General features: G+C 70.5%; 20 protein-coding genes. 12 read left to right on the top strand and 8 right to left on the bottom strand.

The window, feature by feature from the left end:
• Positions 1 to 186: 186 nt before the first annotated feature.
• Positions 187 to 1,686 carry a DUF3152 domain-containing protein gene (locus tag OHA73_RS27960; protein ID WP_327656422.1) on the bottom strand — a complete coding sequence of 500 codons (1,500 nt, stop codon included), beginning with the start codon at positions 1,684 to 1,686 and terminating at the stop codon, positions 187 to 189.
• 8 nt (positions 1,687 to 1,694) lie between these two features.
• Positions 1,695 to 2,747, bottom strand: a complete 1,053-nt coding sequence (locus OHA73_RS27955; protein WP_327656421.1) for an alpha/beta fold hydrolase — start codon at positions 2,745 to 2,747, stop codon at positions 1,695 to 1,697.
• Positions 2,748 to 2,954: 207 nt separating this feature from the next.
• On the opposite strand from OHA73_RS27955, the gene OHA73_RS27950 reads away from it, so the two are divergent.
• The 4 genes from OHA73_RS27950 (at position 2,955) to OHA73_RS27935 (ending at position 4,890) form a co-directional block, all read left to right on the top strand.
• The gene (locus tag OHA73_RS27950) at positions 2,955 to 3,173 is read left to right on the top strand and encodes a hypothetical protein (RefSeq protein WP_266713812.1); all 219 of its coding nucleotides are present in this window, start codon (positions 2,955 to 2,957) and stop codon (positions 3,171 to 3,173) included.
• Between the two features lie 177 nt (positions 3,174 to 3,350).
• Entirely contained in the window at positions 3,351 to 3,992 is a 642-nt protein-coding gene (locus tag OHA73_RS27945) for a TetR/AcrR family transcriptional regulator (protein WP_266713810.1), read from the top strand.
• A 209-nt stretch (positions 3,993 to 4,201) separates the two neighbouring features.
• Complete coding sequence (locus OHA73_RS27940) at positions 4,202 to 4,429, top strand: DUF3107 domain-containing protein (RefSeq protein ID WP_266713808.1); 228 nt, start codon at positions 4,202 to 4,204, stop codon at positions 4,427 to 4,429.
• A gap of 185 nt (positions 4,430 to 4,614) precedes the next feature.
• Positions 4,615 to 4,890 (top strand): hypothetical protein, encoded by a 276-nt coding sequence (locus tag OHA73_RS27935; protein WP_266713806.1) that lies wholly within the window; start codon positions 4,615 to 4,617, stop codon positions 4,888 to 4,890.
• Between the two features lie 87 nt (positions 4,891 to 4,977).
• On the opposite strand, the gene OHA73_RS27930 is transcribed toward OHA73_RS27935, so the two are convergent.
• Complete coding sequence (locus OHA73_RS27930) at positions 4,978 to 5,742, bottom strand: ferritin-like fold-containing protein (RefSeq protein ID WP_266718842.1); 765 nt, start codon at positions 5,740 to 5,742, stop codon at positions 4,978 to 4,980.
• Positions 5,743 to 6,256: 514 nt separating this feature from the next.
• On the opposite strand from OHA73_RS27930, the gene OHA73_RS27925 reads away from it, so the two are divergent.
• The 3 genes from OHA73_RS27925 to OHA73_RS27915 all read left to right on the top strand — a co-directional run bounded on the left by OHA73_RS27925 (position 6,257) and on the right by OHA73_RS27915 (position 9,985).
• Positions 6,257 to 8,629, top strand: coding sequence for a DEAD/DEAH box helicase (locus OHA73_RS27925; protein ID WP_327656420.1), 2,373 nt, complete (start codon positions 6,257 to 6,259; stop codon positions 8,627 to 8,629).
• Between the two features lie 81 nt (positions 8,630 to 8,710).
• Positions 8,711 to 9,583, top strand: coding sequence for an alpha/beta fold hydrolase (locus OHA73_RS27920; protein WP_327656419.1), 873 nt, complete (start codon positions 8,711 to 8,713; stop codon positions 9,581 to 9,583).
• Between the two features lie 249 nt (positions 9,584 to 9,832).
• Entirely contained in the window at positions 9,833 to 9,985 is a 153-nt protein-coding gene (locus OHA73_RS27915; protein ID WP_266713800.1) for a hypothetical protein, read from the top strand.
• Between the two features lie 110 nt (positions 9,986 to 10,095).
• On the opposite strand, the gene OHA73_RS27910 is transcribed toward OHA73_RS27915, so the two are convergent.
• The 3 genes from OHA73_RS27910 to OHA73_RS27900 form a co-directional block, all read right to left on the bottom strand.
• Positions 10,096 to 10,701, bottom strand: a complete 606-nt coding sequence (locus OHA73_RS27910; protein WP_266713798.1) for a MarC family protein — start codon at positions 10,699 to 10,701, stop codon at positions 10,096 to 10,098.
• A 58-nt stretch (positions 10,702 to 10,759) separates the two neighbouring features.
• Positions 10,760 to 11,647, bottom strand: a complete 888-nt coding sequence (locus OHA73_RS27905; RefSeq protein WP_327656418.1) for a PHP domain-containing protein — start codon at positions 11,645 to 11,647, stop codon at positions 10,760 to 10,762.
• 119 nt (positions 11,648 to 11,766) lie between these two features.
• A complete protein-coding gene (locus OHA73_RS27900; protein ID WP_327656417.1) occupies positions 11,767 to 12,405 on the bottom strand; it encodes a DUF6758 family protein in 639 nt (212 codons plus the stop codon).
• Positions 12,406 to 12,644: 239 nt separating this feature from the next.
• Here OHA73_RS27900 and OHA73_RS27895 point away from each other — a divergent pair, with 239 nt between their 5' ends.
• The gene (locus OHA73_RS27895) at positions 12,645 to 13,901 is read left to right on the top strand and encodes an MFS transporter (protein ID WP_266713792.1); all 1,257 of its coding nucleotides are present in this window, start codon (positions 12,645 to 12,647) and stop codon (positions 13,899 to 13,901) included.
• Between the two features lie 33 nt (positions 13,902 to 13,934).
• Here the strand turns inward: OHA73_RS27895 and OHA73_RS27890 are convergent, their stop codons facing one another.
• Complete coding sequence (locus tag OHA73_RS27890) at positions 13,935 to 14,519, bottom strand: suppressor of fused domain protein (protein WP_327656416.1); 585 nt, start codon at positions 14,517 to 14,519, stop codon at positions 13,935 to 13,937.
• Between the two features lie 497 nt (positions 14,520 to 15,016).
• On the opposite strand from OHA73_RS27890, the gene OHA73_RS27885 reads away from it, so the two are divergent.
• Both OHA73_RS27885 and OHA73_RS27880 read left to right on the top strand, forming a co-directional pair.
• Positions 15,017 to 16,147, top strand: coding sequence for a magnesium and cobalt transport protein CorA (locus OHA73_RS27885; protein WP_266713788.1), 1,131 nt, complete (start codon positions 15,017 to 15,019; stop codon positions 16,145 to 16,147).
• A 22-nt stretch (positions 16,148 to 16,169) separates the two neighbouring features.
• The gene (locus OHA73_RS27880; RefSeq protein WP_327656415.1) at positions 16,170 to 16,685 is read left to right on the top strand and encodes a hypothetical protein; all 516 of its coding nucleotides are present in this window, start codon (positions 16,170 to 16,172) and stop codon (positions 16,683 to 16,685) included.
• A 52-nt stretch (positions 16,686 to 16,737) separates the two neighbouring features.
• On the opposite strand, the gene OHA73_RS27875 is transcribed toward OHA73_RS27880, so the two are convergent.
• A complete protein-coding gene (locus OHA73_RS27875; protein WP_327658536.1) occupies positions 16,738 to 17,445 on the bottom strand; it encodes a hypothetical protein in 708 nt (235 codons plus the stop codon).
• A gap of 235 nt (positions 17,446 to 17,680) precedes the next feature.
• Between OHA73_RS27875 and OHA73_RS27870 the strand changes: the two genes are divergently transcribed.
• Positions 17,681 to 18,964 (top strand): magnesium transporter MgtE N-terminal domain-containing protein, encoded by a 1,284-nt coding sequence (locus OHA73_RS27870; protein WP_267069326.1) that lies wholly within the window; start codon positions 17,681 to 17,683, stop codon positions 18,962 to 18,964.
• Positions 18,954 to 19,523, top strand: a complete 570-nt coding sequence (locus OHA73_RS27865) for a DUF1003 domain-containing protein (protein WP_266713782.1) — start codon at positions 18,954 to 18,956, stop codon at positions 19,521 to 19,523. The genes OHA73_RS27870 and OHA73_RS27865 overlap by 11 nt, the downstream gene beginning before the upstream one ends.
• Positions 19,524 to 19,538 lie beyond the last annotated feature (15 nt).

The following is a 19,538-nucleotide window of genomic DNA, read 5'->3' as shown; positions in this document are numbered from 1 at the left end:
TCTCCCGTACAGGGAGCCGCCGTTGGATTGGCGGCTCGCAGCGGGACGAACGTATGCGGACATGCCGGTGGCGTGATGGACGGTTGTCCATCACGCCACCAAAAGGGGTGAACGGGCGTAACTTTCCCGCACGCGCGACGTTTGGTCGCGCTAAGAGATCGAACGGCTACGGATAGCTACGTAGCGTCAACCCTTGGGAAAGGCCCAGGGGTTGGGCTTGCACGTGATCCCGCCGGATTTCAGGAACTTGGTCTGCTGCTGCATGACCGGCGCGAGCGAGCCGTCCTGCGAGCAGGTCACGTGGTTGAAACCGAGCCGGTGCCCGACCTCGTGGTTGATGAGCATCTGCCGGTACGGGTGGATGGCGGTGTCGCCGAGCACGTCGTCGTACGTCTTCGAGCCCTGGGCCCACCGATACGCGTTGATCATCACGCGGTCGGTGGCGGCGGAGTCGCACGACACGTTGTCCTCCGTCGTGTCGAGGCCCGACTTCGCGCACCAGTCGGCCGTCGTACCCGGGCTCGCGAGCGTGATCACGAAGTCCGGCGTCCCGGAGGAGACCCGCTCGAAGGTGCGGGCACTGTCGTGGGCCCAACTCCGCTTGTCGTTCAGGGTCTTCTGCACCGCCTGAGCGAACAGCGACCCGTCGAGCCCGAGCCCCTTCTCCACATCGACGCGGTAGCGGAACTTCTGCCCGCTGCCCGGCGCCTTGTCGTCCCCCGGGATCGTCGTGAACGCACCGGAGGCCTTCAGATCCGCCGCGAGCGGGTACTTCTTGGCCATCTTCTGCCCGTACGTCGCCGGGGCGGCCTGTGCCGTCTTCTTCGGTGCGGGCCGTTCGTCCGTACGCGAGGTGGAGCCGCCGCCCGGGCGACCGCCCTCGGCGGCCTGCGCCTGAGCGCCGTGCGCGGAGCTGCCGTCCCTGTCGGCGACCTGCCCCGCGACGACCACGGCGAGCACGGTGGTGACGGCCGCGGCGGCGATGCCCGTGAAGGTCATACCCCTGCCACGCTTCTCGCGCCCGCCGCCGGACTCGGCCGACATCCGGTCCTGGTCCTCCGGCGGCGCGGGCGGCTCGGCGTCCCACTCACTCACGCGCGCGTACGGGTCCGTACCCGCGGATGCCTCGAAACTCGCGGAGGCATTACCCACGGGGGCGTTGAAGCCCGCACCCGCAGGAGCATGAGCAGGAGCATCGAACGCATCGATGTAGTCCTGCCGCGGGTGCCCCCGACCCGGCGCACCCCGACCCGGAGCACCCTGACCCTGCGCACCCTGATCCGATGCGCCCTGATCCGATCGCTCCTGCCGGGGCCGCGGCCCCGGCAGCGCCGAATCGGCGGGAGCCGTCACACCGTGCTCGGGCCCGCGCGCCGACGCGACGGGGCCCGCGACCCGCGGCACGGACGCGCCCCAGCCGCCGCCCGGCTCCCGCGCCTCGGGGTGGCCGCCACGCACCGGCCCGGCCCCCGGACGCGCCGACATGTGCCCCGAGAAGGGGGAACGTCCGGGCGCCGACGGCGGAGCCGACTCGGGCGGCGCCTCGGAGGGCCCCCTTCGCCTGCGCCCTGTACCCACGCCCGGCCGGGACGGAGCATGCGCCTCAGTCTCTACCTGTACGTCGACCTGTACGTCGACAGCGTCCTCTGTGCCGTCTGCCGATCCTCGGCGGCTATGCCGTCCCACAGGCCGCCTCAGCTCCCCAATGTCGTGTGGTCGTCGGTGCCGGACGCGTCACTCGCGGCGTCACCGGCACTATTGGCGCTCCCGCGCCTCTTCTTCAACGCTTCGGTGTCGGCGAGGAGTTCCCGGAACGCCGTCGCGACCGTCCCCGGGTACTCCATCATCGCAACATGCCCCGCGTCCGGGAGCGTGAGCAGCCTCGAACCCCGGAAGGCACGCGCCGCGCGGGCCGCCATCCGGTACGAGACCAGCAGATCACGCCCTCCGTAGATGAGCTGCGTCGGCGCGAGCACACGCTCGGCCTGCCGCCAGAGGCCGTGCTGCCCGCCGAGCGTATAGGCGTTCACGACGCCGCGCGCGGAGCGGGCCATCGCGTCCCAGAAATACGGCAGTTGGAGCCGCCGTTCCATTTCCCCCACGGCCACTCTGAAGCCCTCGGGCGTCACCCGGTTCGGGTCCCCGTAACAAAGGGCCATGACGCCGCGCACCCGCTGCTCCGGCGTCCACTCCTTCGTCAGACGCGTGAAGAGCGGGGCGACGCCGGGCACCGCGAGCAGGCCGGTCGGCAGGGCGGTGCGCTGCACCCGGATCTCCGGCAGCGCAGGCGACACCAGGGTCAGTGTGCGGACGAGATCGGGACGCGCGGCGGCCACGCGCGTGGCGACGGCTCCGCCCAGCGAGTTCCCGAAGAGGTGCACGGGGCCGCGCCCCTGCGCGTCGAGATAACGGATGACCGCGCGCGCGTGCCCGGTCACCGAGTAGTCGCCGTCGTCCGGTGGCGGCGAGTCGCCGAACCCCGGCAGGTCGACCGCCTCCCCGTCGACAGCGTCGTCGAGCAGCGACATCAGCGCCGACCAGTTCTGCGAGGAGCCGCCGAGCCCGTGCACGTACAGCGCGGGCGGCAGCCCCTCGTACGCTCCGGGACGGGCCCTGACCGACAGCGTCAGGCCGGGGAGCCCGACCGATCGCAAGCGCTCCCCCTCCGCGACTTCGACGGCGCCCGGCGTGGGCGTCGCGGCGGCGGCGATGACGGCAGGCACGCGCGGCGACTCGGTCGAAGACATGCGACATATGTTACGAGACGATCACGCAGTGGATCGCGTGTTCGCTGTCACAGATCCAAACGCCGCACGGCCGGGCGGATTCGCCCAGGAGGCCCCCGCGTCACTCAAGGGATCCACGAAAGGTCGCATAGCGGCCCGATCAGGTGTCTCCTACGCTCGAATCAGGGCACCCGCCCACGCACGGACAGGTGAGGAAGGGAGCCATCGATGACGGTCGACCCGAGCGACCCCGAGACCTTCGCGGAGCACCGCCCCGCCGAGGCGGGCGTGGAGACACCCGAGGCCGACGCCGCGGAGCAGCACACGGACCTCGCGCCCGAGCGGGACGACGAGCCCGACGCGGCGGCCGACCCGGACACCGCGAACGAGGCGGACCGGGCGGAGCAGGCCCGCGTCGTCGTGATCGACGAGGACGACTACCGGTGAGCGGTGTGCCACGATCCACCCATTTGTGACCACAGATGTGACATCGGGCTCACTACATGCGGTTTTCACAGGAGTCCGGTCCGTGAAATTCTGCGCTCGCACCGCGCACATCAGGGTTACCCAAAAGTACGATGGCGTCGCGGCGCACACCGCGCACGGACAATCTTGGGAGGCGGCGTGACAGCCATCGAGCAGACGGAGGCAGCGCGCCCCAAGGGCACACGCCTGCCGCGCCGTGCCCGACGCAATCAACTTCTGGGAGCTGCCCAGGAGGTTTTTGTCGCGCAGGGGTACCACGCGGCCGCGATGGACGACATCGCCGAGCGGGCCGGCGTCAGCAAGCCGGTGCTCTACCAGCACTTTCCCGGCAAGCTCGAGCTCTACCTGGCGCTGCTCGACCAGCACTGCGAGTCCCTGTTGCAGTCGGTCCGCACGGCGCTCGCCTCCACGACGGACAACAAGCAGCGCGTCGCGGCGACCATGGACGCCTACTTCGCGTACGTGGAGGACGAGGGCGGCGCGTTCCGGCTCGTCTTCGAGTCCGACCTGACGAACGAGCCGGCGGTGCGCGAGCGCGTCGACCGGGTCAGCCTGCAGTGCGCCGAAGCGATCTCGGACGTGATCGCGGAGGACACGGGCCTGTCCAAGGACGAGTCGATGCTTCTCGCGACGGGCCTCGGCGGCGTCTCGCAGGTCGTCGCGCGCTACTGGCTGTCCAGCTCGAGCCCGGTCGAGCGCGACACGGCGGTGCAACTGCTGACGTCGCTCGCCTGGCGCGGCATCGCGGGCTTCCCGCTGCACGGCTCAGAGCAGCACTGAGCACGCGCCCGCGACTGAGCACGCGCCCGCGCGCACGCTGAGCACGCGCCTGGGCGCACGGCCCGACCACACGGCTCACTTTGTTCCCGTCCGGCTGTTCGCTCTTGGCGTGCAGCCGGGGCGCCGGGAGTCTCGCCTGGCCGGGCTAATGTTTGCTGGGTACGGCGCGGTCTTCCGCGCACATCACGGATCGTCGGAGGGACAAGGCCGTGGAGGTCAAGATCGGCGTGCTGCACACGCCTCGCGAGATCGTTCTGGAGAGCGACCAGTCCGCCGAGGAGGTCGAGAGCGCAGTGTCCGCGGCGCTGTCCGGCAAGTCCCAGCTCCTCTCCCTGAAGGACGAGAAGGGCCGCAAGGTCCTGGTCCCCGCCGAGCGCCTCGCCTATGTCGAGCTCGGTGAACCGTCGTCGCGGAAGGTGGGCTTCGGCCCGCTGTAGAGCCTCCCGGAAGGGACGCGCGGACAGACCGTGAAAGGCCTGATGGCACAGCTGCCATCAGGCCTTTTGCATGTTCACAGCGAGCGCACAGCCGATCCCGGCGGGGAGGATTGCGGCCGCGAGGCCAGGGGTAGACCGGCTACGTCCGAAGTGCACCCACCAGCCGCGCGGGAGGTAACCGCACCATGCTTCTCGAAGCAATCGGCTCCGTACTGCTCGGCATGGCCCTCGCCATCGGGGCGGGCCATCGACTGCCGCACCGACTGCCGTCACGCACGCTCGTGATGCCGACCGGTATCGCGGGCGCCCTGTTCGGGGCGTTCGTCACGCACAGCGCGCTGGGACCAGGCCATGCGATCGCCACGCTCGTGGGCGCGGTCGCGATGTCCGTGGCCCTGCTCTCGCTGCTGCTGCGCCCCACCCGGGGCAGAGCGCGGCAGCAGCTGACTCCGTACGCGTAGACGAAGCGGAAGCAGCAGAACCGCAAGAGCGGGAAAACCTCAAGAACTGGAAGAACCGGCAAGAACCGCTGGAACCTGAAGGCGTCGCTAAGCGGCGAGGCCGAGTGCTGCCATCCGCTTGGTGTGCGCCTCGGTGATCCGCGAGAACATCTTGCCGACCTCGGCCAGGTCGAAGCCGTCGGCCACGCCTCCGACCAGCATCGTCGACAGCGCGTCCCGGTCCGCGACCACCCGCTGCGACTGCGAGAGCGCCTCGCCCATGAGCCGCCGGGCCCACAGGGCGAGCCGGCCGCCCACGCGCGGGTCGGCCTCGATCGCGGCGCGCACCTTCTCGACGGCGAACGACGCGTGGCCGGTGTCGTCGAGCACGGCGAGGACGAGGGAGCGGCTGTCGGAGTCGAGGCGGGCCGCGACCTCACGGTAGAAGTCGGACGCGATCGAGTCGCCGACGTACGCCTTGACCAGGCCCTCGAGCCAGTCGGACGGGGCGGTCTGGCGGTGGAAGCCGTCGAGGGCGTCGACGAACGGGTCCATCGCCTCGGTCGGCTCCACACCGATCGCCGAGAGCCGGTCGTTCAGCTGCTCGAAGTGGTGGAACTCGGCGGAGGCCATCTTGGCCAGCTCCGCCTTGTCGGCCAGCGTGGGCGCCAGCTTCGCGTCCTCGGCGAGCCGCTCGAACGCCGCCAGCTCTCCGTACGCGAGCGCGCCCAGCAGGTCGACGACGGCGGCGCGATAGTTCTCGTCCGCGGACGCGGTGGCCCAGTCCTGGGCGGCGATACCGGTGAGGCCCTGGTTTGCTTGGGATGCTTCGGCGGTCGGCGTGGCGTTGTCAGGCGTCTCCATGAAGCGCACAATAGCCCGCTCACCGCGTCGCGGAAGTCCCTGGTCAAGGAGTGTGACGACGGCTACGTGACCCATTCGGCCATCGCGCATGCGCGTTTCCGGGGTACAGTGGTAAAGAGCCCGCCGAGTGCAAGGCGCCGTGAAGACGCTTGCGCGCACATCGGACGGGCCTCATGAATGAGGATGCCCGGTCGGAGGCCCGATCGGCTCCGACCCGACAGCCCTCCGGGTCGTACGTCACAAGGCGTACGAATCTGAGGAGGGGCCCTCAGCGGCACGAGCGCTCGAGCGTCGGCAGTGGTCCCGCGCCATCCGGTCCACCCGATCCCCGCAGACCGCGGCTCGAGTCCGGTGTACCAGACCGGCACGGTCACGACCCCCGCGTTCGCCTCGCGCCGCACCTCACAGAAGAGGCAACACCCTGACTACGCAGACTTCGACTTTCCGTCAGCTCGGCATTCTTTCCGAGACCGCGGAGGCCCTTGAGGCCGTCGGCATCACCAGTCCCTTTCCCATCCAGGAGATGACCCTCCCCGTAGCCCTCTCGGGCTCGGACGTCATCGGCCAGGCCAAGACCGGCACGGGCAAGACCCTCGGTTTCGGCCTTCCGCTCCTGGAGCGCGTCACCGTTCCCGCGGACGTCGAGGCGGGCCGGGCCACGCCCGAGCAGCTCACCGACGCCCCGCAGGCCCTCGTCGTCGTTCCGACGCGCGAGCTGTGCCAGCAGGTGACCAATGACCTCCTGACCGCCGGCAAGGTGCGCAATGTGCGCGTCCTCGCCATATACGGCGGGCGTGCGTACGAGCCCCAGGTCGAGGCCCTCAAGAAGGGCATCGACGTCGTCGTCGGTACGCCCGGCCGACTGCTCGACCTGGCCGGCCAGAAGAAGCTGAACCTCTCGCACGTCAAGGCGCTCGTCCTCGACGAGGCCGACGAGATGCTCGACCTGGGCTTCCTGCCCGACGTCGAGAGGATCATCAACATGCTTCCGGCGAAGCGTCAGACGATGCTGTTCTCGGCGACCATGCCGGGCGCCGTCATCGGCCTGGCCCGCCGCTACATGTCGCAGCCCACGCACATCCGCGCTGCGGCGCCGGACGACGAGGGCAAGACGGTCGCGAACACCAAGCAGCACGTCTTCCGCGCGCACAACATGGACAAGCCCGAGATGGTCTCGCGCATCCTGCAGGCCGACGGCCGCGGGCTCGCGATGATCTTCTGCCGTACGAAGCGGACCGCCGCGGACATCGCCGAGCAGCTGCAGAAGCGCGGCTTCGCGTCCGGCGCCGTGCACGGTGACCTCGGCCAGGGCGCGCGCGAGCAGGCGCTGCGCGCGTTCCGCAACGGCAAGGTCGACGTGCTCGTCTGCACCGACGTCGCCGCACGCGGTATCGACGTCGAGGGCGTCACGCACGTCATCAACTACCAGTCCCCGGAGGACGAGAAGACGTACCTCCACCGCATCGGCCGCACCGGCCGCGCGGGCAAGAAGGGGATCGCGATCACGCTGGTCGACTGGGACGACATCCCGCGCTGGCAGCTGATCAACAAGGCGCTCGAGCTGGACTTCAACGACCCGGTCGAGACGTACTCGTCCTCGCCGCACCTGTACGAGGAGCTCAGCATCCCGGCCGGCACCAAGGGTGTCCTGCCGCGCTCGGAGCGCACGCGCGCCGGGCTCGGGGCCGAGGAGGTCGAGGACCTGGGCGAGACCGGTGGCCGCGGGGCTTCGTCCTCGCGCGGCGGCCGTGGTGGTCGCGGCGACCGCGACCGTGACCGCGATCGGGACCGTGAGCAGCGCGAACAGCGTGAGCGCCCGGCGCGCACGCCGCGCCGCCGTCGCCGTATGCGCGGTGGCGAGCCGGTCGGCGCCGGGGAGGCCACGGCCGCACCCGCGTCCGCTCCGACGTCCGTTCCCGCTCCCGCGGAGGAGTCCACCGAGCCGCGGACGCCGCGTCGTCGCCGTCGTACGCGCGGTGGCGCAGGCGCCCCGTCGGTCGCTCCGGTGGCCGCCGCCGAGGCGGTCGTGGAGACGGTCGAGGCGGAGATCCCCGCCCAGCCGCGTCGTCGTACGCGCAAGAAGGCCGAGGCCGTCGTCGAGACGGTGGAAGCCGTGCCGGCGGCCGCGGAGCCGGAGCAGGCCGAGCCGAAGGCGAAGCCCGCGCGCACCCGCAAGAAGGCGGAAGCCGCGGTCGACACGGTCGAGGCCCCTGAGGTCGCAGAGGTCGCCGAGGCCAAGCCGGCCCGGACCCGTACGCGGAAGAAGGCGGAGGTCGCGGTCGACACCGCGGAGGCCGCCGAGGCCAAGCCCGCCGCGCGGACCCGCACCCGGAAGAAGGCCGAGCCCGTCGTCGAGACCGCCGAGGCGGTCGAGGTGACCGAGGCGAAGCCGCGTCGTACGCGCAAGAAGGCCGAGGCCGTCGTCGACACCGCCGAGGCGGTCGAGGTGACCGAGGCGAAGCCGCGTCGTACGCGCAAGAAGGCCGAGCCCGTCGCCGAGGCGGCGGACGCGAACGAGGCGAAGCCGGCCCGCACGCGGACGCGGAAGAAGGCGGAGGTCGCGGTCGACACCGCGGAGGCCGCCGAGGCCAAGCCCGCCGCGCGGACCCGTACGCGTAAGAAGGCCGAGCCCGTCGTCGAGACCGCCGAAGCGGCCGAGGTGACCGAGGCGAAGCCGCGTCGTACGCGCAAGAAGGCCGAAGCCGCCGTCGACACCGCGGAGGCCGCCGAGGCCAAGCCCGCCACGCGGACCCGCACCCGCAAGAAGGCCGAGCCCGCCGCCGAGACCGCCGAGGCGAAGCCCGCGCGGACCCGGAAGAAGGCCGAGCCCGCTGCCGAGCCCGCCGAGGCGAAGCCGCGTCGTACGCGCAAGAAGGTCGCGGCCCCCGAGGCCTGATCAGTCCACGGCGAAAGGCCCGGATCCCGCTGCTGCGGGGTCCGGGCCTTCGTTGTCGGTGGCTGCGCGTAATCTCGGCACATGAGCAGGCCCGCGACCTTCACCCCGCCGCCCGGCACCCGTGCGCACCGCCTCCGCACCGCCCGGGGCGACTTCGCCGCGCTCACCGGCGAGCCGGCCGAGGGCCCGGTCCGGGGCACCGCCCTGCTGCTGCCCGGATTCACGGGCAGCAAGGAGGACTTCATCGAGCTGCATGCCCCGTTGAGCGCGGCCGGTTACCGGACCGTCGCCGTGGACGGCCGCGGGCAGTACGAGTCGGAAGGCCCGAAGGACGACGAACGGCCGTACCAGCAGCGGGAGTTGGCGCGCGACGTGCTCGCGCAGGCGGCGGCGCTCCAAGACGAAGGAACCGGCCGGGTGCATCTGCTGGGCCACTCGCTCGGCGGGCTCGTCGCGCGCGCGGCGGTCATCGAGGACCCCGCCCCGTTCGCCTCGCTCACGCTGATGTCCTCGGGCCCCGCCGCCGTCGCACAGCCCCAGCAGGAGCGCGCCAAGCTGCTCCAGGACGCCCTCGCCGCGCTGGACATGGCGCAAGTGTGGGAGGCGATCCAGGGCCTGGACGCCCCCGAGGACGCCGCCGACCTCCGCGGTGACGGCGAGGATCTGCGCCGCCGCTGGATGCGGAACAGCCCGGCCCAGCTCATCGCCACGGCGGGGCAGCTGCGTACGGAGCCGGACCGGGTCGACGAGCTCGCGGCGCTCGGCCTCGCGATACATGTGCTGTCGGGCGAGCGGGACGACACCTGGCCCGTGCCGCTCCTCGACGACATGGCGGCGCGCCTCGGCGCGGAGCGCACCGTCGTCGCCGGGGCCGAGCACTCCCCCAATACCGACCGGCCGCGGGCCACGGCCGCCGCCCTCGCCGCCTTCTGGGACCGCCACCCGGCGGCATAAAACAGCAGCTCACGGGCCCCTCGCGGGCACTGATGACGCACGAGTAATTAGCCGATCGAAAAATTTCCTTAGCGTAGGGAATGTTTGCAGCGGGCAACTCGTTGTACCCATCAGGAACGCGCGGCACCCCTGCTGCGCAATTCACTCTTAACGGCCGGGCAACCGCCCGGCCGTACTGCGGGACCAAGCTGAGAAGCCCCGCACCAGTAGTTCTCCTTCAGGAGGATCACCAGACGAAGGGAGAAGCCCATGCGCTTCGAAATCATGCGACTCGACGATGTCGACGGCAACGCCGTGGACAGCACCGTCGTGGACGCCGCCTCCGTCAACCGGATCGTTCAGCAGGCCGCCGCCATCGGGCAGCGCCTCTACATCCGCCCGGCAGAGTCGTCCGCCTCGTAACGGCGTAAGCGACTCGCACACTTCGAAGCCCCCGTACGCACGATGCGTACGGGGGCTTCGCTGCGGTCCGGCGCTCTCAGGAGCCCGGGGCGGTCAGGAACTCAGGGCGGTCAGGAGCCCTGGATCACCTGTGTCACGCCGTTGATGATCTGCTGCACCGCGATCGCGGAGAGCATCATGCCCGCGAGCCGGGTCACCAGGACCACGCCGCCGTCCTTGATGACACGGATGATGACCAGCGAATAGCGCATCACCAGCCACAGCACCACGTGGATCGCGATGATCGCGGACCAGACGGAGACCTGGTCGCCCACCGAGTCCGCGTCCTGCACGGCGAGGATCACGGAGACGATCGCGCCGGGCCCGGCGAGCAGCGGCATGCCGAGCGGCACGAGGGCGACGTTCACGTCCTTGGTCTGCTTGGGCTCGTCCGTCTTGCCGGTCAGCAGATCGAGCGCGATCAGGAGCAGCAGCAGACCGCCCGCGATCATCAGGGCCGGGACGGAGACGTGCAGATAGGCCAGGATCTGGTTGCCCAGAACGCCGAACACGGCGATGACGCCGAAGGCGACGCAGACCGCCTGGAAGGCCATGCGCTTCTGGACCTTGGCGGGGCGGCCCGCGGTGAGGGCGAGGAAGATCGGGGTGATTCCGGGGGGATCCATAATCACAAAAAGCGTGAGAAAAAGGGATCCGAAGACGGCAGCGTCGAACACGGTGGGGTGCCTTGCGAGAGTGGTGCGGAAGGGTGGGTCGAGGTGCGTACGGGGCGCGTCAGGCGCCGCGTCCGCCGGCGCCCGGCACCGGGAAGGCGCCCGTCGCGCGCCGCGTGATCTCCCCGTAGACCTCGGGGTCGGTGGTGTACTCGCCGAGCACGCACGTCTTGCGGCTGCCGTGATAGTCCGAGGACCCGGTGACCAGCAGACCGACGTCGGCGGCAAGGCCGCGGAGGCGGTCGCGGGTCGCGGCGTCGTGGTCCATGTGATCGACCTCTATGCCGTCGAGCCCGGCCTCCGCCAGCTTCGCGATCGACGCCTCGGGAACGGTGTGACCCCGCTTGGCGGCGCCCGGGTGCGCGAAGACGGTGACCCCGCCCGCGGCCTTGACCAGACGGATCGCCTCGAAGGGATCGGTCTCGTGCTTGTCGACGTACGCGCGCCCGTCGTTGGCCAGCCAGTTCTCGGTGAACGCGTCGGAGACCGTCGGTACGAGACCGAGCTCGACCAGCGCCGTGGCGATGTGCGGGCGGCCGACCGAACCGTCTCCGGCGATCCGGGCGACCTGCTCCCAGGTGACCGGGACGCCCAGCCCGTTCAGCTTGGCGATCATGCCCTTGGCGCGCGGCACCCGGTCGTCGCGGACCAGCTCGCGCTCGGCGAGCAGGGCCGGCTCCTCGGGGTCGAAGAGGTACGCCAGCATGTGCATGCTCACGCCGTCGAGGCGGCAGGAGAGCTCGGCACCGGTGACGAGGGTCAGCCCCGTCGAAGGGCCGTCGGCCGACAGGCCGTTGAGCGCGGCGATCGCCTCGGCGTGCCCGCGGGTGGTGTCGTGATCGGTGAGCGCGACGACGTCCAGGCCGGACGCGGCGGCGTTCCGCACGAGTTCGGCCGGGCTGTCCGTGCCGTCGGAAGCGGTGGAGTGGGTGTGCAGATCGATGCGCACGGCTGCGTACTCCAGGCTCGACGGGCTGACGGGGACCGCTCAAGGATAACGGGGATTTCCAGCACCCCCGTCACCACCGAACCGGGCACGGAACCCTTACCTCTCCCGCGCTCTGGGACTCACGCCATGATGCGCGGCGACAGCGCCCCGCACGGCAGCAGGTCCACCTCGGCCCCCGCGTCCCGCAGATCCGTGAGCACCAGCTCGTCGTACATCAGCATCCCCGTCTGCTCCGGCCACACGACCGCCCACAGCCACAGGCCGCGCGCCTCACCGGCGAAGACCGCCCGGTCGTCCGGGACGCCGGAGACGTGCCACATCGGGGTGGGCCGGCCCGCGGCGAGCACCTTGGCCTGCGGGGGCCCCGAGACCTCCATGTACGGGCCGGGGTCGGGGCCGTCGATCCCCGCGTAGCGCGCGCCGAGTCCGACGCCCAGCTCCTCGGCGACGAGCACCAGCTCACCGGGGCCGCCGAGCGGTCCCGGGCCCGAGCAGGCGACGGCGGTGGCACGGCCGCCGTGGCGCTCGTCCCCCGCGTTGGCCACGCCCGTGAACAGCCAGCCGACGGGCAGCGGCCAGGGCATCCAGACCGGCACCCGTGCGCGCCGCACCACGACGCTGAGCGCCTCGACACTGGGCGGGATCACGGGCTGCATCGGATGCACGGTCCCGTGCACATCGCACTGCCAGGAGTCGGCAAAGAGTCCGGGAGCCCTGACCCGGCCACCACACTTCGGGCAACTGGGTTCGCCCCTCATAGAGCCCCACGGTCCTCCCCGTCCCGCGCCGCGTCAAGGACGATCACCCGTCCGGAGGGCAGCGCCGTGGCGTCCCGACCAGGAGAGATAGATGTAGCTTGCATTAATTAGCTGCTCTAACTTATTATGTGTATACGCCAACGATCCAGCCCTCGAAGGACTACTCGAAGGACCAGAGGAAGTCACTCGAAGGATTCGAGGGACTCAAAGGACTCGAGGGACTCAAAGGAGCAGCAGGCATGAGCCACAGCAGTACAGGGGGTCCCGCCGAAGGGGACACGTTCGACGCAGGTGCGGGCAGTCTCCTGCGTCAACCGAAGGCGGTCTGGGCGACCGCCGGGGCATCCGTCGTCGCCTTCATGGGCATCGGCCTGGTCGACCCGATCCTGCCGTCGATCGCCAAGGGCCTCGAAGCGACACCGAGCCAGGTCTCCCTGCTCTTCACCTCGTACTTCCTGATCACCGCCATCGCCATGCTGGTGACCGGGTTCGTCTCCAGCCGCATCGGCGGCAAGAAGACCCTCCTCGTCGGCCTCGCCCTCGTGGTGATCTTCGCGGCGCTCGCGGGCACGTCCGGTTCCGTCGGGGAGCTGGTCGGCTTCCGCGCGGGCTGGGGCCTCGGCAACGCGCTCTTCGTGTCGACCGCGCTGGCGGTCATCGTCGGCGCCGCCGCCGGTGGCAGCGCGGCCGCGATCCTCCTCTACGAGTCCGCGCTCGGGCTCGGCATGGCCTGTGGGCCACTCGTCGGCGCGCTGCTCGGCAACGCCAGCTGGCGCTACCCGTTCTTCGGCACCGCCGCGCTGATGGCCATCGGGTTCGTCTGCATCACCGTGTTCCTGAAGGAACAGCCGAAGCCCGCGCAGAAGACCTCGATCCTCGATCCGATCAAGGCGCTCGGCCACGGCGGCCTCGCGTCCGCGGCGATCTCGGCCTTCTTCTACAACTACACGTTCTTCACGGTGCTGGCCTTCACGCCGTTCGTGCTGAACATGACCCCGTACAAGTCGGGCGCGGTGTTCTTCGCGTGGGGTGTGCTGCTCGCACTGTTCTCGGTGATCGTCGCGCCGCGCATGCAGGCCAGGTTCGGCTCGCTCAAGGTGCTCGGCGGTTCGCTCGTGCTGCTCGCCCTGGACGTGCTCGCCCTCGGGTACGGCAACCACACCGCGGCCGTCGTCTGCACGATCCTGTCCGGCGCCTTCATCGGCGTGAACAACACCGTCTACACCGAGCTCGCGCTCGGCGTCTCGGACGCGCCGCGGCCGGTGGCGAGCGCCGGCTACAACTTCGTCCGGTGGTTCGCCGCCGCGGCCGCCCCGTTCTTCGCGCCGAAGATCGAGGAGTGGAGCAACATCCACATCCCGTTCGTGGTCGCCGCGATCACGGCGGTGCTCGGTGCGGTCGTGGTGTGGGTGCGCAGGAGCGCACTCACCCACGAGGCCGAGGAGTTGGAGCCGAAGCACGCCACCGAGGACAGCGTCTCGGTCTACGCGAACTGACCGGTTCTCAGCCCGGACCGATCCAGGCCCGGATCAGTCCAGCGGAACGGACTTGCGCAGCGGATCGCGCAGGTCCGTTCCGCTGTCCAGCCACTTCTCCTGGAGCGCGGCCGCGCCGTGCACCCGCTTCCACGCCGCCTCGTTCGGCGTCATGGGCAGCAGCGGCAGGAACCGTACGGGGTCCAGCGGATCGTCCAGGTCCAGGTCCTCGACCAGGCCGCCCGGCTCCGCGACGAGGGCCGAGGTGAACGGTGCTGCGGGCCACAGCGGTTCACCCACGTCGAGCGAGGCGCCCGGCGCCACGACGATGCCCTCGACCTGCGGGGACGCCGCGAGGACCGCGAGCGGGCGCAGCACCTTGTCGGTGTCGGCGAGGCCGGCGCGGACGGTGAGGACCAGCTCCGCGCGAGGGCCCTTGACGGGGTCGGCGAGGGCCGCCGTGGGATCGGCCATCGGGGACGCGGACATGCCGAGGGTGGCGTAGCGCACCACGTCGCCATCTGTGAAGCGCAACACCTCGATGCGGTCGGTACCGAGAAAGGTGACCGCCGCCCGCGCGTCCGGTTCACCCAGGGTTGTCCGGAGTCGCGCCTCCACCAGCGCAAGAACTTCTGCCATCCCGCGAGCATAGATCTCGCGCTCAACGGGTAAGGACGGGGCCCGCTTTCGCCGGTCGGCTGATAGTCTTGGCCGCTGGTCGGGACAACACGCAGTGCGTGTCCGCCGAGGGCCCCCGCGGGCCCGTCGAGAAACCGACCCGTTTCACGTCCCCCACGGGGGACCGGCCGGAGGAGGTGGGGCTGTCATGGATCGAAGTCGACCGTGCAGTACTACCCGTTCTTCCGGCCTGTAGGGCCCAGGGCCTCATCTCACCCGCAGTCAGCTGTACACCGTGCTGGCCGCGCCTGCCGGAAGAGCACTTCGTTCCCCTGATCTCATCGACGTCCCCTCGGATGTCGCGATCTGAATCAGTCAGCGAAGCCGCCCAGCGTCGGTGCGGTGCTTCCCGCTTTGTGGACGTGCAGCATGTCCCGGTTCCCGGTTGACCAGGACGTCCTCATTCCGGGTGGTTCCACCCGACGCGCGGCGACTCCCGCCCGCGAAGGAGCCTGCCCATGTCGATGATGCGCGACCTGCGAGCCGCCGTCCGTCCCTCGCTGCGCAAGAGCGTCGCCCCGTACGCCAACGAGGCCCGCACCTCGTACGACTTCACGCGGGACGCGGCGGCCTGCTCGGCCGTCGTGGACTGCGCCGTGTACCGCGACGGGGTCCGCGTCCCGTCCTCCGAGTGCCTCACGCCCGGTGGTGCCAAGCGCCAGGTGCGGCGCGACGGCGGCTTCGCCTGGATCGGTCTGCACGAGCCGACCGAGGAGGAATTCGCCGGTATCGCCGCCGAGTTCGGGCTGCACCCGCTCGCCGTCGAGGACGCCGTCCACGCCCACCAGCGGCCCAAGCTGGAGCGTTACGACGACACGCTGTTCACCGTCTTCAAGACCATCCACTATGTCGAGCACGCCGAACTCACCGCCACCAGCGAGATCGTGGAGACCGGCGAGGTCATGTGCTTCACCGGCCGGGACTTCTTCATCACGGTCCGGCACGGCGGCCAGGGCTCGCTGCGCGCGCTGCGGCACCGCCTTCAGGACGACCCCGAGCTGCTCGCCAAGGGCCCGAGCGCCGTGCTGCACACGATCGCCGACCACGTCGTCGACGGATACCTGGCCGTGGCCGACGCGATGCAGGACGACATCGACGAGGTCGAGACCGAGGTCTTCTCGCAGCCCGGCAAGGGCTCCCCGCGCGGCTCCGACGCGGGCCGGATCTACCAACTCAAGCGCGAGGTACTGGAGTTCAAGCGGGCCGTCGCCCCGCTGCGGCGTCCGCTGCAGCTGCTCAGCGAGCGGCCGATGCGGCTGATCGACCCGGACATCCAGAAGTACTTCCGGGACGTCGCCGACCACTTGGAGCGCGTGCAGGAGCAGGTCATCGGCTTCGACGAGCTGCTGAACTCGATCCTCCAGGCCAATCTGGCGCAGGCCTCCGTCGCCCAGAACGAGGACATGCGCAAGATCACCTCGTGGGCCGCGATCATCGCCGTACCGACGATGGTGTGCGGGGTGTACGGCATGAACTTCACGTACATGCCCGAGCTGCACTGGCGGTTCGGCTATCCGATGGTGCTCGCGCTCATCGGCGGCGTCTGCTTCACGATCCACCGGACGCTGAAGCGCAACGGGTGGCTGTGAGCCTCGCGGCTACGCTGGCCGTATGACGACTGCTGAACTGCTCGATGCCGCCCTCGTCGAGGAGGCCACGAAGAAGTCCGGGCTGATCTGGGTGCGTGGGGACCGGGGCGTGGAGCGGGCCCTGTGGCACGTGTGGCACGAGGGTGCGGCGTGCCTGGTCGGCGACGGGCCCGGCGAGCAGCCGCTGCCCGACCTCGTCGACGGCGGCTCGGCCGTTGTCACCGTGCGCAGCAAGGACAAGGGCGGGCGGCTCGTGGGCTGGCGGGCGACGGTGGTCGAGCTGGCGGCGGGTACGGAGGCGTACGACTCCGTCGTGGGTGAGCTGAAGGGCAAGCGCCTCAACGCGCCTGACGCGGAGACCATGTTGGACCGGTGGGCGCGGGAGTGCCGTGTGCTGCGGCTCGAGCCGGTGGGTGGGGCTACGGAGCCGGTGGGCGACGGGTCGCTGGCCGCGCCTCCTGTGGGGTCGCCGGCCACGACCCGGAACCCGGTTCCTGCGGGGCTGCCGAAGCTCCTCGCGCGGCGGAAGCGGCGTTGACGCCACGGGGCTCCGCCCCGGACCCCGCGCCTCAAACGCCGGCGGGGCTTGATTAACCCGGCAGCGCCTGCCCGTAGTCGACCGTTTCTGTGGACTTGGGTTCCCGGAGGGTGAAGTCGGTGCCCCAGTCGCTGAGTTGGATCGTGCCGGCGCCCCCGGCACGCTCCAGGCGCATCGGGTACGCCCCGCCCTCCAGGGACACGTCGAGGGTGCCGCCCGCGCCCTTGTCGCCGGTCAGCTCGACCGTGCGGACGCCGCCCGCCTGGCCGCGCTCGCCCTTCGCGAGCGTGCCGTGCAGCGCGAGCAGGCCGTCGAGCAGCACGCCCTTGTCGGTGAACGTGCTCAGCCGCTGGTAGGACGAGTCGTCCTTCGGCACCCTCACGTACTTGCCGTCGAGCTTCTCCGCGGCGTTGCCCGAACCGTGCCCGTCCTTGCCGTCCTCGGAGTGCGTCCAGAAACCGGCGCCCGCCTTGAGGTACAGGTGGTCACCGACGCGCAGCAGCCCGAACGTGCCGCCGCCGGTGCTCACCGACCCCGTGCCGCCGTTGTCCTTCAGCCGCATGTCCAGCTTGTACGTCTTCTTGTTGACGACCACCGTGCCGGCGACGTGCACCGCGTTCGCGCCGCGGGCCGCCTTGACCGTACGGGACTGGATCTTGGCCGGGGTCAGCTTGCCGACCCCGTTCGTCCCCGCGTCCGGGTCATCCTCGCTGCACGCCGCGAGGCCCACCGCGAGCCCCGTGCACAACACGCCCACCATGAGTGTCCTGCGGGTACGGCGGGTGAGGGGGCGCAGGGTCACGGGCGGACTACCTCTCGTACGGCAGCTGGGTTTGGGCAGGTACGGCAGCGTACCCCCGCGATCTGCGGTTACCCGCCCGGGTCGGGTGGCCGATGCGCAAAGGCGCGGGGGGCGGGTAGCGGCTAGCCTGGGCGAGAAATTGCCCGTATATCCGGACGAATGCGAAGGAAAACGGAAGGAGGCGCGCGACGGTATGGCTGGAGGCGCTCCCCGGATCTTCGTGTCGCACCTCTCCGGCATCGCCGTCTTCGATCCGAACGGTGATCAGGTGGGCCGGGTGCGCGACCTGGTGGCGATGTTGCGCGTGAGCCGCAGACCGCCGCGGCTGCTCGGCCTCGTCGTCGAGCTGTCGACCCGGCGGCGGATCTTCCTGCCGATGACCCGGGTCACCGGGATCGAGTCGGGCCAGGTCATCACCACGGGGGTGCTCAACGTCCGGCGCTTCGAACAGCGGCCCACCGAACGCCTCGTCCTCGGCGAGATGCTCGACCGTCGCGTACGGCTCGTGGAGACCGGCGAGGAGGTCACCGTCCTCGATGTCTCCATCCAGCAGCTGCCCGCGCGCCGCGACTGGGAGATCGACCGGGTCTTCGTACGGAAGAACTCGTCGAAGCGCGGCGCCTTCCGGCGCGCCAAGGGAGAGGCGATCACCGTCGACTGGTCGGGCGTCGACGGCTTCAACCTGGAGGAGCACGGACAGGGCGCGGAGAGCCTGCTCGCCACGTTCGAGCAGCTGCGCCCCGCCGACCTCGCCAACGTGCTGCACCACCTCTCCCCCAAGCGCCGCGCGGAGGTCGCCGCGGCGCTCAGCAACGAGCGCCTGGCCGATGTCCTGGAGGAGCTCCCCGAGGACGACCAGATCGAGGTGCTCGGCAAGCTGAAGGAGGAGCGCGCCGCCGACGTCCTGGAGGAGATGGACCCGGACGACGCCGCCGACCTCCTCGGCGAACTCCCCGAGGACGACAAGGAACGCCTCCTCGACCTGATGAAGCCCAGCGAGGCGGCGGACGTGCGGCGCCTGATGGCGTACGAGGACCGGACCGCGGGCGGCCTGATGACGACCGAGCCGATCGTGCTGCGCCCCGACTCGACGGTCGCGGAGGCCCTCGCCCGCATCCGCAATCCCGACCTGTCCCCCGCGCTCGCCGCCCAGGTGTACGTGTGCCGGCCGCCGGACGAGACACCGACCGGCAAGTACCTGGGCACGATCCACTTCCAGCGGCTGCTGCGCGATCCGCCGTACACGATGGTCAGCTCGATCCTCGACGAGGACTTGCAGGCCCTGACCCCGGCGGCGCAACTGCAGGAGATCGCCGGGTTCTTCGCGACGTACGACATGGTGGCCGCGCCCGTCGTCGACGACAGCGGCTCGCTGCTCGGCGCCGTGACCGTGGACGACGTACTGGACCACATGCTTCCCGACGACTGGCGCGAACAGGAATTCCACCTGCCAGGGGAGGTGGACCATGCCGACTGAGGAACGTGAACGCGACGCCCCGCGCAGGCCGCGCATCCGGCTCGACCAGCCGCGCGCGCCGAAGCGGAAGCTGATCCCCGATTACGACCCGGAGGCCTTCGGCAGGCTCTCGGAGCGGATTGCACGCTTCTTGGGGACGGGCCGGTTCATCGTCTGGATGACGGTGCTCATCATCGTGTGGGTGGTGTGGAACATCGTCGCGCCGCCCGATCTGCGCTTCGACGAGTACCCGTTCATCTTCCTGACGCTGATGCTGTCGCTGCAGGCCTCGTACGCCGCTCCGCTGATCCTGCTCGCGCAGAACCGGCAGGACGACCGCGACCGGGTCAATCTCGAACAGGACCGCAAGCAGAACGAGCGCTCCATCGCCGACACCGAGTATCTGAGCCGCGAGATGGCGGCCCTGCGGATCGGGCTCGGCGAGGTCGCGACGCGCGACTGGATCCGCTCCGAGCTGCAAGACCTCATCAAGGAACTGGAGGAACAGCGGCAGTCCGCTCCCGGGTCCGGGGTATTCCCCGCGGAGCGCGAGCGGGGACGTGACGTAGACGACCGCTGACAGGGCTTTCCGGGT

This window comes from Streptomyces sp. NBC_00483, from assembly GCF_036013745.1.
Taxonomy (GTDB): domain Bacteria; phylum Actinomycetota; class Actinomycetes; order Streptomycetales; family Streptomycetaceae; genus Streptomyces.
Note: the sequence above shows the minus strand (reverse complement) of the source record. Positions and strands in the feature narration are given on the sequence as shown.